The sequence below is a fragment of the Stenotrophomonas sp. Y6 genome (genome assembly GCF_022436665.1).
GTDB classification, from domain to species: domain Bacteria; phylum Pseudomonadota; class Gammaproteobacteria; order Xanthomonadales; family Xanthomonadaceae; genus Stenotrophomonas; species Stenotrophomonas acidaminiphila_A.
In genome coordinates this window covers 111148-122559 of the sequence record NZ_JAKUKB010000005.1, presented here as the reverse complement: position 1 = coordinate 122559, position 11412 = coordinate 111148, and the positions used below count along the sequence as shown (strand labels likewise).

At 70.6% G+C, this 11412-nt stretch carries 14 protein-coding genes; 6 read left to right on the top strand and 8 right to left on the bottom strand.

Annotation, left to right across the window (positions count from 1 at the left end):
* Window positions 1-94 precede the first annotated feature (94 nt).
* From MKP15_RS08315 to MKP15_RS08290, 6 genes are read right to left on the bottom strand one after another with little or no spacing between them, the layout of a single operon-like run.
* On the bottom strand, window positions 95-448 hold the full coding sequence (locus MKP15_RS08315; RefSeq protein ID WP_240212389.1) for a Na+/H+ antiporter subunit G: 354 nt from the start codon (window positions 446-448) through the stop codon (window positions 95-97).
* On the bottom strand, window positions 445-729 hold the full coding sequence (locus tag MKP15_RS08310; protein WP_104939735.1) for a K+/H+ antiporter subunit F: 285 nt from the start codon (window positions 727-729) through the stop codon (window positions 445-447). The genes MKP15_RS08315 and MKP15_RS08310 overlap by 4 nt, the downstream gene beginning before the upstream one ends.
* The gene (locus MKP15_RS08305) at window positions 726-1232 is read right to left on the bottom strand and encodes a Na+/H+ antiporter subunit E (protein ID WP_240212388.1); all 507 of its coding nucleotides are present in this window, start codon (window positions 1230-1232) and stop codon (window positions 726-728) included. Before MKP15_RS08305 ends, MKP15_RS08310 begins: the two co-directional genes overlap by 4 nt.
* Complete coding sequence (locus tag MKP15_RS08300; protein ID WP_240212387.1) at window positions 1229-2773, bottom strand: monovalent cation/H+ antiporter subunit D; 1545 nt, start codon at window positions 2771-2773, stop codon at window positions 1229-1231. Before MKP15_RS08300 ends, MKP15_RS08305 begins: the two co-directional genes overlap by 4 nt.
* Window positions 2770-3144, bottom strand: coding sequence for a Na+/H+ antiporter subunit C (locus MKP15_RS08295; RefSeq protein WP_240212386.1), 375 nt, complete (start codon window positions 3142-3144; stop codon window positions 2770-2772). The genes MKP15_RS08300 and MKP15_RS08295 overlap by 4 nt, the downstream gene beginning before the upstream one ends.
* Window positions 3144-5972: a monovalent cation/H+ antiporter subunit A gene (locus tag MKP15_RS08290; RefSeq protein WP_240212385.1), complete on the bottom strand. Its 2829-nt coding sequence runs from the start codon at window positions 5970-5972 to the stop codon at window positions 3144-3146. The genes MKP15_RS08295 and MKP15_RS08290 overlap by 1 nt, the downstream gene beginning before the upstream one ends.
* Before the next feature lie 357 nt (window positions 5973-6329).
* On the opposite strand from MKP15_RS08290, the gene MKP15_RS08285 reads away from it, so the two are divergent.
* A complete protein-coding gene (locus MKP15_RS08285) occupies window positions 6330-7217 on the top strand; it encodes an NAD-dependent epimerase/dehydratase family protein (protein WP_240212384.1) in 888 nt (295 codons plus the stop codon).
* A 94-nt stretch (window positions 7218-7311) separates the two neighbouring features.
* Here MKP15_RS08285 and MKP15_RS08280 read toward each other — a convergent pair whose 3' ends face one another.
* On the bottom strand, window positions 7312-7791 hold the full coding sequence (locus tag MKP15_RS08280; RefSeq protein WP_240212383.1) for an Mpo1-like protein: 480 nt from the start codon (window positions 7789-7791) through the stop codon (window positions 7312-7314).
* Between the two features lie 58 nt (window positions 7792-7849).
* Window positions 7850-8776: a phosphoribosylaminoimidazolesuccinocarboxamide synthase gene (locus MKP15_RS08275; RefSeq protein ID WP_161615165.1), complete on the bottom strand. Its 927-nt coding sequence runs from the start codon at window positions 8774-8776 to the stop codon at window positions 7850-7852.
* 144 nt (window positions 8777-8920) lie between these two features.
* On the opposite strand from MKP15_RS08275, the gene MKP15_RS16985 reads away from it, so the two are divergent.
* From MKP15_RS16985 to MKP15_RS08250, 5 genes are all read left to right on the top strand, one after another.
* Window positions 8921-9250, top strand: coding sequence for a DnaJ domain-containing protein (locus tag MKP15_RS16985; protein ID WP_104939728.1), 330 nt, complete (start codon window positions 8921-8923; stop codon window positions 9248-9250).
* Window positions 9251-9261: 11 nt separating this feature from the next.
* Window positions 9262-9936 carry a ribulose-phosphate 3-epimerase gene (rpe, locus tag MKP15_RS08265; protein ID WP_240212382.1) on the top strand — a complete coding sequence of 225 codons (675 nt, stop codon included), beginning with the start codon at window positions 9262-9264 and terminating at the stop codon, window positions 9934-9936.
* A gap of 2 nt (window positions 9937-9938) precedes the next feature.
* Window positions 9939-10424, top strand: a complete 486-nt coding sequence (locus MKP15_RS08260; protein ID WP_054667848.1) for a GNAT family N-acetyltransferase — start codon at window positions 9939-9941, stop codon at window positions 10422-10424.
* 328 nt (window positions 10425-10752) lie between these two features.
* Window positions 10753-10995, top strand: coding sequence for a hypothetical protein (locus tag MKP15_RS08255; RefSeq protein WP_240212381.1), 243 nt, complete (start codon window positions 10753-10755; stop codon window positions 10993-10995).
* Window positions 10996-11082: 87 nt separating this feature from the next.
* Window positions 11083-11358 (top strand): hypothetical protein, encoded by a 276-nt coding sequence (locus MKP15_RS08250; protein ID WP_240212380.1) that lies wholly within the window; start codon window positions 11083-11085, stop codon window positions 11356-11358.
* Window positions 11359-11412 lie beyond the last annotated feature (54 nt).

The following is an 11412-nucleotide window of genomic DNA, read 5'->3' as shown; positions in this document are numbered from 1 at the left end:
TTATCTCGTGTGTTTTTTTTTTTTGTTGGTGGGGGGGGGGGCCCCCCCCCGCCGCCGCCCCCCCCCCCCGACGCTCAGTGAAGCCGGGCGGCGGCTAGCCGTCCTGTTTCCCATCGCCCGCTTCCTGGTTTTCGCCCGGCACTTCCGGCCGGCTTTCCATCATCAGCGACAGGGCCGCCTTGGCCATCATGTGGGCGCTCACCGGTGCGGTGATGAACAGGAACACGGTGATCAGCAGCTCACGTGGCTGCGGATCCTCGCCGAGGAAGATGTGGTACGCCACCGAGCACACCAGCACGCAGCCCACGCCCAGCGTGCTGGCCTTGGTGGGGGCGTGCAGGCGCTTGAAGAAGTCCGACAACCGGACCAGGCCGAGCGCGCCGACCAGGATGAAGAAGCAGCCGAACAGCAGCAGCGCCGACAGCACGAAGGGCAGCACGGCCATCATTCGACGATGTCCCGGCGCAGCACGAACTTGCTCAGCACCACGGTGCTGCAGAAGCCGAGCATGGCGATCACCAGCGCGGCCTCGAAGTAGACCGCCGAATTGAGGTACATGCCGAACAGCATCAGTTCGGCGATGGCGGTGACCGAAAGCGTGTCCAGGGCGAGGATGCGGTCGGGCACCGTCGGCCCGCGCAGCAGGCGCCACAGCGCCAGCAGCATCGCCAGCGCGACCATATGCATGCACACCACCACGGTGGTCTGGAAAACCAGGAGTCCGGTCACGGGAAGATCTCCATCAGCGGCGCCTCGTAGCGGGACTTGATCTCGGCGATCAGAGCCTGCGGGTCCTCCAGGTGCAGCACGTGCACCAGCAGGTAGCGGCGGTCGTCGGACAGGGCGGAGGACACCGTGCCCGGGGTGAGGGTGATGAGGCTGGTCAGCGCGGCGATGCCGTGGATGTTGCCGATGTCCAGCGGCACCCAGATGAACCCCGGGGTGAGCCTGCGCTCGGGCCCCAGCACCTGCGCGGCGACGCGGAAGTTGGACAGCAGGATGTCCCACAACATCACGCATACCAGCCGCGGCAATGGCCGCAGCGTGCCGATGCGGGCGAACTCGCGGTCAAGGCGCGCGGCGAACAGCGGGATCACCACGCCCAGCAACATGCCGAGCAGCAGCTGGCCGAGGTCGAAGCTGGCGGACATGACCAGCCAGAACCCGACCACGGTGATCGACAGCGCGGGCGAGGGGAACAGCCGCCGCAGCAGGGGCCGGCGCGCGCTCATGGCAGCCTCGATTGCGGCGTGGCGCCGCGCACGTCGTGCAGGTATTGCTGCGGCGCCAGCAGCTGCGCGGCAATGGCGTCGGTCTGCCGCATCAGCGGCGCGGCGAACACGCTCATCGCCAGTGCGCAGGCCAGCAGCGCGGTGGTGGCGGCGGTCTCGAACGGTCGCGCCGGCACTTCGCCCGCGGGTGCTGGCGGCGCGTCGTCCTCGCCGGGCACGTGCCAGAACAGGCGGATGCCGCTGCGTACCAGGCCGATGATCACCAGCAGGCTGCTGCCCAGTATCGTCGCCCAGACCAGGCCGGTATGCGCGTCGGGCACCGCCGACAGCAGCGCGGCCTTGGCCAGGAAGCCGGCCAGCGGTGGCAGCCCCGCCACCGCCACCGCGCCGACCAGGAACAGCAGGCCGGGGATGGTCTTGCCCGGCAGCGCGGCGGCCAGGTCGCGTTCGCCGCGTTCACCGGCGCGCCAGCGCCGGCGGCGGATCAGGTCGGCGACCAGGAACAGTGCGGCCGCGGTGAACGTGCTGTGCGGCAGGTAGTACAGGCCGGCCGAGATGGTCCCGGCGTTGCCCAGCGCGAAGGCGATGAACAGGGTTGCCGCCGAAACCACCACCAGGTACGCCACCTGCACCCGCAGCCGGGTCGCCGCCAGTGCGCCCAGCGCGCCCAGCAGTAGGGTGCCGATGCCGGCCCACAGCAGCCAGCCGGCGCCATAGCCGGCCAGCGCGCCGGCGCCCTCGCCGAACCACAGCGTGCCCACGCGCAGCACCGCGTACAGGCCGACCTTGGTCATGATCACGAACAGCGCCGCCACCGCCGCCGGTGCGCGCGCATACGATTCGGGTAGCCACAGGTACAGCGGCAGCAGCGCGGCCTTGGCGCAGAACACCACCAGCAGCAGGCCCAGCGCGGCCTTGGCCAGCTTCAGATGGGTCGGCGGAAGCTCGGCGATGCGCTGCCCGATCTCGGCCATGTTGAGCGTGCCCAGGGTGGCATAGAGCATGCCCAGTGCGATCAGGAACACGGTCGAGGCCGAGACGTTGAACACCACGTAGTGCAGGCCGATGCGCAGGCGCAGGCCGCGGCCGCCGGACAGCAGCAGGCCGTAGGAGGCGATCAGCAGCACCTCGAAGAACACGAACAGGTTGAAGATGTCCCCGGTCAGGAAGGCGCCGTTGAGACCGACCAGCTGGAACTGGAACAGGGCATGGAAGTGCGGCGCGCGGCGGTCCCAGCCGGTGCACGCATGCAACAGGCAGGCCGCGGCCAGCAGCAGCGTGGTACCGAGCATCCAGCCGGCCAGGCGGTCGGCGACCAGGGCGATGCCCAGCCGCGCCGGCCAGTCGCCCAGCAGGTACACCATGGTCTCGCCCTGGCTGGTGGCGGCGATCAGCAGCCCTTCGACCAGTGCCAGCACCACCATGCTGGCCCAGGCCACGCTGCGCTGCACCTTCGGCCCGTAGCGCCGGTGTTCGACGAACAACGACAGCGACGCGCCCAGCAGCGGTACCAGGACCGGCAGGATCGGCAGGTGGTTCATGCGCCCTCCCGGTTGCCGGCGTCGCGGCCGCCGTCGGGCTCGTGCGCGTCGACGTGGTCGCTGTGGTTGTCGCTGCGGCTGCGTATCGCCAGCACGATGCTGACCGCGGTCATGGCGAAGGCGATGACGATGGCGGTCAGTACCAGCGCCTGCGGCAGCGGGTCGGTGTAGTGCGCCAGATCCGGGGCCACGCCGTCCTTGAGCACCGGCGCCTTGCCGCTGGCCAGGCGCCCGGCGCTGAAGATCAGCAGGTTGGTGGCATAGGACAGGAAGGTCATGCCGAGGATGACGTCGAAGCTGCGCGCGCGCAGCAGCAGGTACACGCCGATCGCGGTGAGCACGCCAATCGCGCTTGCCAGGGCCAGTTCCATCAGTGCATCTCCCCGGTGCGCGGCGAACGGCGGTGGATGTCGATCTCGCCATGGCGCGCGCTGCGCGTGCGCGACGGCTTGACCGTGCCCATCATCGACAGGATCAGCATCACCCCGCCGAACACCACCAGGTACACGCCGGTGTCAAAGCCCATCGCGCTGGCCAGCGGCAGCTCGCCGATCAGCGGCAGGTGCAGGTCGAGGTGGCCGCTGGTCAGGAACGGAACCCCGAACAGCATCGACGCCATGCCGCTGAGTACGGCGACCAGCAGGCCCACGCCGATGCAGCGGATGTAATCGAAGCCGAAGCGCGATTCCACCGACACCGTGCCCTGGATCACGTACTGGATCAGCAGCGGCACCGCCAGCACCAGCCCGGCGATGAAGCCACCGCCCGGGGCGTTGTGGCCACGCAGGAACAGGAAGATCGACACGGTGAGGGTGAGCGGGAACATGATCTGCGCCAGATCGGCCGGTACCGGCAGCTTGATCGGCGGGCCGGGCATGATCTGCTCGGGCGCCATGCGCGCGCGGCGCAGCAGCGCATGCACCACCAGCGCTGCGATGCCGAACACGGTGATTTCGCCGAAGGTATCGAAGCCGCGGAAGTCGACCAGGATCACGTTCACCACGTTCTGGCCGTAGGCCTCGGGTAGCGCGCGCTGCAGCATCTCGCCGGCCACGGTGTTGGGCGGCAGGGTCATCATGGTGTAGGCCAGCGCGGCCAGGCCGCCGCCGGCGACCACCGCGATCAGCGCGTCGCGGCGCTTGCGCCACGGCGTGCGCTCGGGTGGCGACTGCGCCGGCAGGTAGTTCATGCCCAGCAGCATCAGCACCAGAGTCACCATCTCCACCATCAGCTGGGTCAACGCCAGGTCCGGCGCGGACAGGAACACGAACGCCAGCGCCACCATCAGCCCGGAACCGCCCACCACGATCACCGCCAGCAGGCGCTGCCGGTACAGGAACAGCGCGCCCAGGGCGCAGGCCAGCATCACCAGCCACAGTGCCCAGCCCAGCAGCGGCATCGGCTGCGCCGCCGGCCAGGCCGGCCATGCCGGGGCGGCGGCGTACGGCGCACCGGCCACGATCACCGCCACCAGCACCAGCGCCAGCAGCATGCGCTGCAGGCTGCCGTCCGCCAGCGCGTGGGTGATGCGCTGGGCCAGCCCGAACAGCGCGTCCATGCCGCGCTGGAACAGCAGCTTGCCGACCGGGCGGTTGCGCGCGGCATACAGGTCGGTGCGCCGGCGCAGGCCGGCATACAGCGCGATGCCGCCGGCCACGCCGACCGCGCTCATCGCCAGGGGCAGGTTGAAGCCGTGCCAGACCGACAGGCTGTAGACGGGCATGGCGGCGCCGAGGATCGACTGCGCGGCGGCGTGCAGCACGGGGGCCACGGTCAGCGCCGGGGCAATGCCGACCGCCAGGCAGATCAGCACCAGCACCTCCACCGGGACCTTCATCCAGCGCGGCGGTTCGTGCGGCACCCCCTCGATGTCGAGCGGGCCCTTGCCGAAGAAGGTGTCGTGGACGAAGCGCAGGCTGTAGGCGACGCCGAGGATGCCGGCCAGCAGCGCGGCCGAGCTCATCGCCGTGCGCATCCACTGCGGGCCGCCGGTGGCCAGCGCTTCGGCGAACAGCATTTCCTTGGACAGGAAGCCGTTGAGCAGCGGGATGCCCGCCATCGCCAGCGAGGCGATGATCGCCAGCGTGCTGGTGATGGGCATCAGCCGCCGCAGGCCGCCAAGGCGGCGCATGTCACGGGTGCCGGTTTCGTGGTCGATGATCCCCGCGGCCATGAACAGCGAGGCCTTGAAGGTGGCGTGGTTGAGGATATGGAACACGCCGGCGACCACCGCCATCGGCGTGGACAGGCCGAACAGCAGGGTGATCAGGCCCAGGTGCGAGATCGTCGAATAGGCCAGCAGGCCCTTGAGGTCATGCTGGAAGATCGCATTCCAGGCGCCGACCAGCAGGGTGATCGCGCCAATGCCGCTGACCAGGTAGAAGAACAGTTCGCTGCCGGCCAGCGCCGGGTGCAGCCGCGCCAGCAGGAACACACCGGCCTTCACCATCGTCGCCGAGTGCAGGTAGGCCGATACCGGGGTGGGCGCGGCCATCGCGTGCGGCAGCCAGAAATGGAACGGGAACTGCGCGCTCTTGGTGAAGATGCCGGCCAGGACCAGCAGCAGCGCCCACGGATACAGCGCGCTGCCACGGATCAGGTCGCCCGAGGCCAGCACCACGTCCAGGTCGAAGCTGCCGACGATGCGGCCGATCAGCAGCACGCCGGCCAGCAGCGCCAGCCCGCCGCCGCCGGTGACGACGAACGCCATGCGCGCGCCCTCGCGGGCGTCGCGGCGGTGCGACCAGAAGCCGATCAGCAGGAACGAACTGATGCTGGTCAGCTCCCAGAACACCATCAGCAGCAGCAGGTTGCCGGACAGCACCATGCCCAGCATCGCGCCCATGAACAGCAGCAGGCAGCTGTAGAAGCGGCGCGTGCTGTCCTGCGCCGAGAGGTAGTAGCGCGCGTACAGCACCACCAGCGCGCCGATGCCCAGCACCAGCCCGGCGAACATCCACGCCAGCCCGTCCAGGCGCAGGGTGGCCTCCAGCCCGATCCGCGGCAGCCAGGGCCAGCTTTCGCGCAGTACCGCGCCGTCGAGCACGGCCGGGGTCATCGTTCCCAGCAGCACCAGGCCCAGCAGGGGGGCGGCACCGGCCACCCACGCCGCGGCCGTGCGCGACAGGCGGCCATGCAGGGCGATGAGCGCGGCCATCAGGAATGGCAGCGCGAGCAGCAGGGGGAGAACGGATGTCATGCAGGGAATGCGGGATTCGCGAGCAGGTCCAGCAGTCTAGCAGGCGCTTTTTTGCCGCCGGAACCCCGTAGATGAACGAGCCGTTCGGGTTCGCGGTCCGCGCCGGGCGCCCCGAGTGGCCGGCGTCCGCGCCCCGGCAGCAGGCCCGGCCGCCCCCGGCGGAACGGACCGGCGTGGCGCTGCCGGAGGGCGGACGCGCGCACGCTGCGGCGCGCCTGGCAGGCGCGGAGACCGGCCCGCCAGGCACCGGCAACGGCGCGTCGGGTGTTCGCGCCGCGGATGCCATGGCGGTGCCCGTGGCGATGGCCGTGCGCGGACATGGCGCGTCGCTGCGCCGCCATCGCCTATGCTGTCCGCATGGAAGCAGGGCAACACGCAGAAGACATGCCGCGGCGGGCGCTGGTGTTCGGCGGCAGCGGGCAGATCGGCGAACGGCTGCTGGCCGGGCTGCTGGCCGATGGCTGGAGGGTGCAGGCCGTGTCGCGCGCGCCGCGTGCGGCCGCGCCGGGGCTGAGCTGGCGACAGGGCGACCTGTCCGGCGACTGGCGGGACGATGGCCCGTTCGATGCGGTGTTCAGCTGCGGCCCGCTCGACCACTTCGCGCGCTGGTACCAGGCCGCGGACATCGCCGCGCCGCGGGTGGTCGCGTTCGGCTCGACCAGCGTCGAGGTCAAGCAGGACTCGCACGAACCGGCCGAGCGCGATGTCGCCCGCCGCCTGCGCGAGGCCGAGGCCGCGCTGTTCGCCGCCGCACGCGCCCGTGGCGCGGCCGCCACGGTGTTGCGGCCGACCCTGGTCTACGGCGCCGGCCGCGATGCCACGCTGACCGCGATCGCGCGGCTGGCCACCCGCAGCGGCGTGTTCGTGCTGCCGGCCGGGGCCGACGGCCTGCGCCAGCCGGTGCACGTGCAGGATCTGGCCGACGCCGCGCTGCAGGTGTTGCGGCACCCGGCCACCGCCGGGCACGCCTATGCGCTCGGCGGTGGCGAGCGCCTGGCCTATGCGGAAATGGTGCGGCGGGTGCTGGCGTCGCTGCAGCCGCCGCCGCGGCTGTTGCGGGTGCCGGCGCCGCTGTTCCGCGGGGCGTTGGCGATGGCCCATGCCATCGGCCGCCTGCGCGGCATGAACGCCGCCGCGCTGGCACGCATGCGCGAGCCGCTGGTGTTCGATATCGACCCGGCACGACGCGACTTCGGCTATGCGCCACGCCCGTTCCATCCCACCCGGGACATGTTCGGGCTGTAGTGCGGGGCTCGCCCCGCACGGGCTTTGGCGCGGTGTCGCATGCGCGGCGGGCCCCGCATCCACGGTCCCTGGCCTGCCCGCGGGTGCGCGCCGCTCAGTACTTCCAGCGGAACTGCCGGTACAGCTTGGCCAGCACCCAGATCGGCCCGATCAGCAGATAGGTCAGGTCGGTGAGAAAGCTGGGCCGGCGGCCTTCAATGTGGTGGCCGATGAACTGCGCGATCCAGGCGACGACGAACACGCCGACGCCGGCGTACAGCAGGCCGCGCACGCCGATGCGGTCCTCCAGCAGCCGGCACAGGCAGCCGGAGACGAAGAACAGGATCAGCATGCCGATGCCCAGCGGCCGCGACAGGCGGTTGTAGTACGCCCATGCGCCGAACATCGCCAGCGCCGCCCAGATGCCGTTCTGGAACCACGGCAGCAGCGGCGGGATGCACCACAACAGGGCGATCACCGACCACAGGATGGCCGGCACCGCGACCACGTGGATGGCCTGGTTGACGGGATTGCGGTGGTCGCCGGAATAGCTGGCGAACCAACGGTCGATGGGGCGTGCGGCACTCATGTCCATGCGGCCTCTTCTCCCGGCAGGGGCGGTGGCGCGCGCCCGGACGGGCGCGCGGGGGAACTCAGTCGATGTGGATGCCCGCCAGCTTCTGCAGGGCCTCGGCGTACTTGTCGCGGGTGCGCGCGATCACCTCGGCCGGCAGCGCCGGGCCCGGGGCGGTCTTGTTCCAGTCCAGCGTTTCCAGGTAGTCGCGCACGAACTGCTTGTCGTAGCTCGGCGGGCTGGTGCCGACCGCGTACTCGTCGGCCGGCCAGTAGCGCGAGGAGTCGGGCGTGAGCATCTCGTCCATGATGTACAGGCGGCCGTCGGCGTCGGTGCCGAACTCGAACTTGGTGTCGGCCAGCAGGATGCCGCGCTCGGCCGCGTACTCGGCGGCGAACTTGTAGATGCGCAGGGTCGCGTCGCGCACCTTCTCGGCAAGCTCGGCGCCCACCGCCTTGACCATCGCGTCGAAGTCGATGTTCTCGTCGTGGTCGCCCACCGCGGCCTTGGTGGACGGGGTGAAGATCGGCTCGGGCAGCTGCTGCGCCTGCTGCAGGCCGTCGGGCAGCTTGATGCCGCTGACCTGGCCGGTGCGCTGGTAGTCCTTCCAGCCGCTGCCGATCAGGTAGCCGCGGGCGATGGCCTCCACCGGCACCGGCTTGAGCCTGCGGGTGACCACCGCGCGCCGGGCGTACAGCGCCGGGTCCACGCCGTCGGGCAGCACGCTGGCCACGTCGATGCCGGTCAGGTGGTTGGGCATCAGGTGCGCGGTCTTGGCGAACCAGAAATTGGACACCTGGCACAGCATCTCGCCCTTGCCCGGGATCGGGTCGGGCAGCACCACGTCGAACGCGGACAGGCGGTCGGTGGCCACGATGAGCAGGTAATCGCCGGCAGGCGTGTCGGCCGGCAGGCGTTCGCGCGGGATATCGAATACATCGCGCACCTTGCCGCGGTGGCGCAAGGGCAGGCCGGGAAGATCGGATTGCAGCAGCGTGGTCGGCACGGGCACTCCTGGAACTTGGCGATGAAGCCGTCGGCACAGGACCCGGGGGGCCCGCGGCGGGACGGCGGGCGGCCTAGTGTAAGGCCGTCCGGGGCGGCTGTGGCATAAAATACGGCCCCGATCTTCAAGGCCACGGCCCCGCCCATGCGCTGGTACGGAAAACTGCTGGGATTCATCGCCGGCGCCCTGCTGTTCAGGCCCAACCCGCTGTTCGGCGCGGTGGTGGGCATGCTGCTGGGGCATGCGTTCGACAGCGACTGGTTCAGGCTCGGCAAGGACCTGCCCTACCGCGAGCTGGGGGTGACCCGCGAGGCCAGCGATGCCGAGATCGACCTGGCCTACCGCCGCCTGATCTCCCAGTACCACCCCGACAAGCTGGCCGGTGCAGCGCCCGAACTGCGCGCCCAGGCCGAGAAGAAGGCCCGGCAGATCAACGCCGCCTACGACCGCATCAAAACCCTGCGCAAGCGCTGAAAGGCCCCGTCATGTCCAACTGCATCATCGCCCCGTCCATCCTCTCGGCCGACTTCGCCCGGCTCGGCGAGGAGGTCGACACCGTCCTCGCCGCCGGTGCCGACTGGGTCCATTTCGACGTGATGGACAACCATTACGTGCCCAACCTGACCATCGGCCCGATGGTCTGCCAGGCGCTGCGCAGGCATGGCGTGACCGCGCCGATCGACGTGCACCTGATGGTCGAGCCGGTGGACCGCATCGTGCCGGACTTCGCCGAGGCCGGCGCCAGCCTGATCAGCTTCCACCCGGAAGCGTCGCGGCACGTCCACCGCACCATCCAGCTGATCAAGGCGCATGGCTGCAAGGCCGGTCTGGTGCTGAACCCGGCGACCCCGGTGGAAGTGCTCGACTGGGTGCTGGAGGACCTGGACCTGGTGCTGCTGATGTCGGTCAACCCCGGCTTCGGCGGCCAGGCGTTCATTCCCTCGACCCTGGAAAAGCTGCGCGCGGTGCGGGCGATGATCGACAAGCTCGGCAAGCCGGTGATCCTGGAAGTGGACGGCGGGGTCAAGGCCGACAACATCGGCCAGATCGCCGCCGCCGGCGCCGACGCCTTCGTTGCCGGCTCGGCCATCTTCAACGCCCCGGACTACGCGCAGGTGATCGCGCAGATGCGCGCCAACGTCGCCGCGGCGCGGGGGTGAGCATGGCTGCCGGCCTGCATATCCGTCCGGCCACCGCCGATGATGCGGGCCTGATCCTGCATTTCATCCGCGAACTGGCGATCTACGAAAGGGCCGAATCGTCGGTGCAGACCGACGAGGCCGGGATCCGCGCCAGCCTGTTCGGTGCCGATGCCAAGGCGCAGGCGCTGGTCTGCGAGCGCGACGGGCAGGCCATCGGCTACGCGGTCTACTTCTACAACTATTCCACCTGGCTGGGCCGCAACGGCATCTACCTGGAAGACCTGTACGTCAGCCCGGAACATCGCGGCTGCGGGGCGGGCAAGGCACTGTTGCAACACATCGCGCGGCTGGCGGTGGCGCAGGGCTGCGGCCGCTTCGAGTGGTCGGTACTGGACTGGAACACGCCGGCGATCGACTTCTACCGCGCCGCCGGCGCGCTGCCGCAGGACGAGTGGACCGTGTACCGGCTGCAGGGCGACGCGCTGCGGCGGTTCGCCGAGGGCTGAGGCACGGCATGGGTGCCGGCGTCGCGGTAACCGCCGCGCCGGCCGGCACCGGCAAAAAGAAGGCCGTGGCATCGTTGCCACGGCCGGGGGAATTCGTGGGAGGCTGATCCTGCCTCCATCCATCGTCCCTGCTATGGCCTTCCATGCTCCGCCGGTTCGATGACGCGGCGATGACGAACGCGTTGCGGTTGCGTGGCGGATGCACATTACAGCGCGTTCATGCGTGCGCCACGCTCCCGTTAGCCGGCGCGGCGCAATCTGTCGGCGATGGTTGGAAACGCCATCTTCCCGAACTTCCACGCTGTAGCCCGCCCAAAGGATCACGCATATGAAGACCTCCGCCCTGCTCCTCGCCGTCGGCCTGGCCCTGGGGGCCGGCACCGCGTTCGCCGCCCAGTCGACCCCGGCCACCCCCGCCACGCCCGCCACCCCGGCGGCCCCGGCCATGCAGATGGCGCCGGCGGCCAAGACCGCCACCGCGCCGGCCACCAAGCACCACGCCAAGAAGCACCACCACCACGCCGCCGCGGCCAAGCCGGCAACGCCCGCCACCCCGGCAGACGGCAAGTAAGTCCCCGGCCCGGGAGGGTCACGCCGGTCCGTCGGCCGGCGTGATCCGCCTGCGTCCGGTCGAGTCACCGTGACCGAGGGCAGGGCCATGAACACCGGCATCCATCACCCGTATTCGCTGGCGGCCCTGGTCATGCTGGCGGTCCTGGCGGTCCTGGGGGGCACGGGGTTGCCCGGCAGACCTGCGGCCCCGGCTACGCCCGCGGACGCCAGTGCGCCGGCTTCCGCACCCCGCCCGGCAACGGCGAAGGTGCTGCCGCGCTGCCTCAAGCGCAGCGCGCTGGGCAAGTGCGAGCGCCGCGCGCCAGCCGCGTCCGGCGGCAACCGCGCCGCCCCCGTGGCAACGCCCGCTCCGACCCGCTGAACCGCGCCGCCGCCGGCGCTATGCTTGCCCGACCCAGGCCACAGCCACGCCGTC

Bases quoted from the DNA above. Each gene is read 5' to 3' on its own strand.
- MKP15_RS08280 (WP_240212383.1), bottom strand. From the start codon at position 7,791: ATGGACATGAGTGCCGCACGCCCCATCGACCGTTGGTTCGCCAGCTAT.
- MKP15_RS08295 (WP_240212386.1), bottom strand. From the start codon at position 3,144: ATGGAACTGGCCCTGGCAAGCGCGATTGGCGTGCTCACCGCGATCGGC.
- MKP15_RS08260 (WP_054667848.1), top strand. From the start codon at position 9,939: ATGGCTGCCGGCCTGCATATCCGTCCGGCCACCGCCGATGATGCGGGC.
- MKP15_RS08305 (WP_240212388.1), bottom strand. From the start codon at position 1,232: ATGAGCGCGCGCCGGCCCCTGCTGCGGCGGCTGTTCCCCTCGCCCGCG.
- MKP15_RS08285 (WP_240212384.1), top strand. From the start codon at position 6,330: ATGGAAGCAGGGCAACACGCAGAAGACATGCCGCGGCGGGCGCTGGTG.
- MKP15_RS08315 (WP_240212389.1), bottom strand. From the start codon at position 448: ATGATGGCCGTGCTGCCCTTCGTGCTGTCGGCGCTGCTGCTGTTCGGC.
- MKP15_RS08255 (WP_240212381.1), top strand. From the start codon at position 10,753: ATGAAGACCTCCGCCCTGCTCCTCGCCGTCGGCCTGGCCCTGGGGGCC.
- MKP15_RS08300 (WP_240212387.1), bottom strand. From the start codon at position 2,773: ATGAACCACCTGCCGATCCTGCCGGTCCTGGTACCGCTGCTGGGCGCG.
- MKP15_RS08290 (WP_240212385.1), bottom strand. From the start codon at position 5,972: ATGACATCCGTTCTCCCCCTGCTGCTCGCGCTGCCATTCCTGATGGCC.
- MKP15_RS08250 (WP_240212380.1), top strand. From the start codon at position 11,083: ATGAACACCGGCATCCATCACCCGTATTCGCTGGCGGCCCTGGTCATG.
- MKP15_RS16985 (WP_104939728.1), top strand. From the start codon at position 8,921: ATGCGCTGGTACGGAAAACTGCTGGGATTCATCGCCGGCGCCCTGCTG.
- rpe (WP_240212382.1), top strand. From the start codon at position 9,262: ATGTCCAACTGCATCATCGCCCCGTCCATCCTCTCGGCCGACTTCGCC.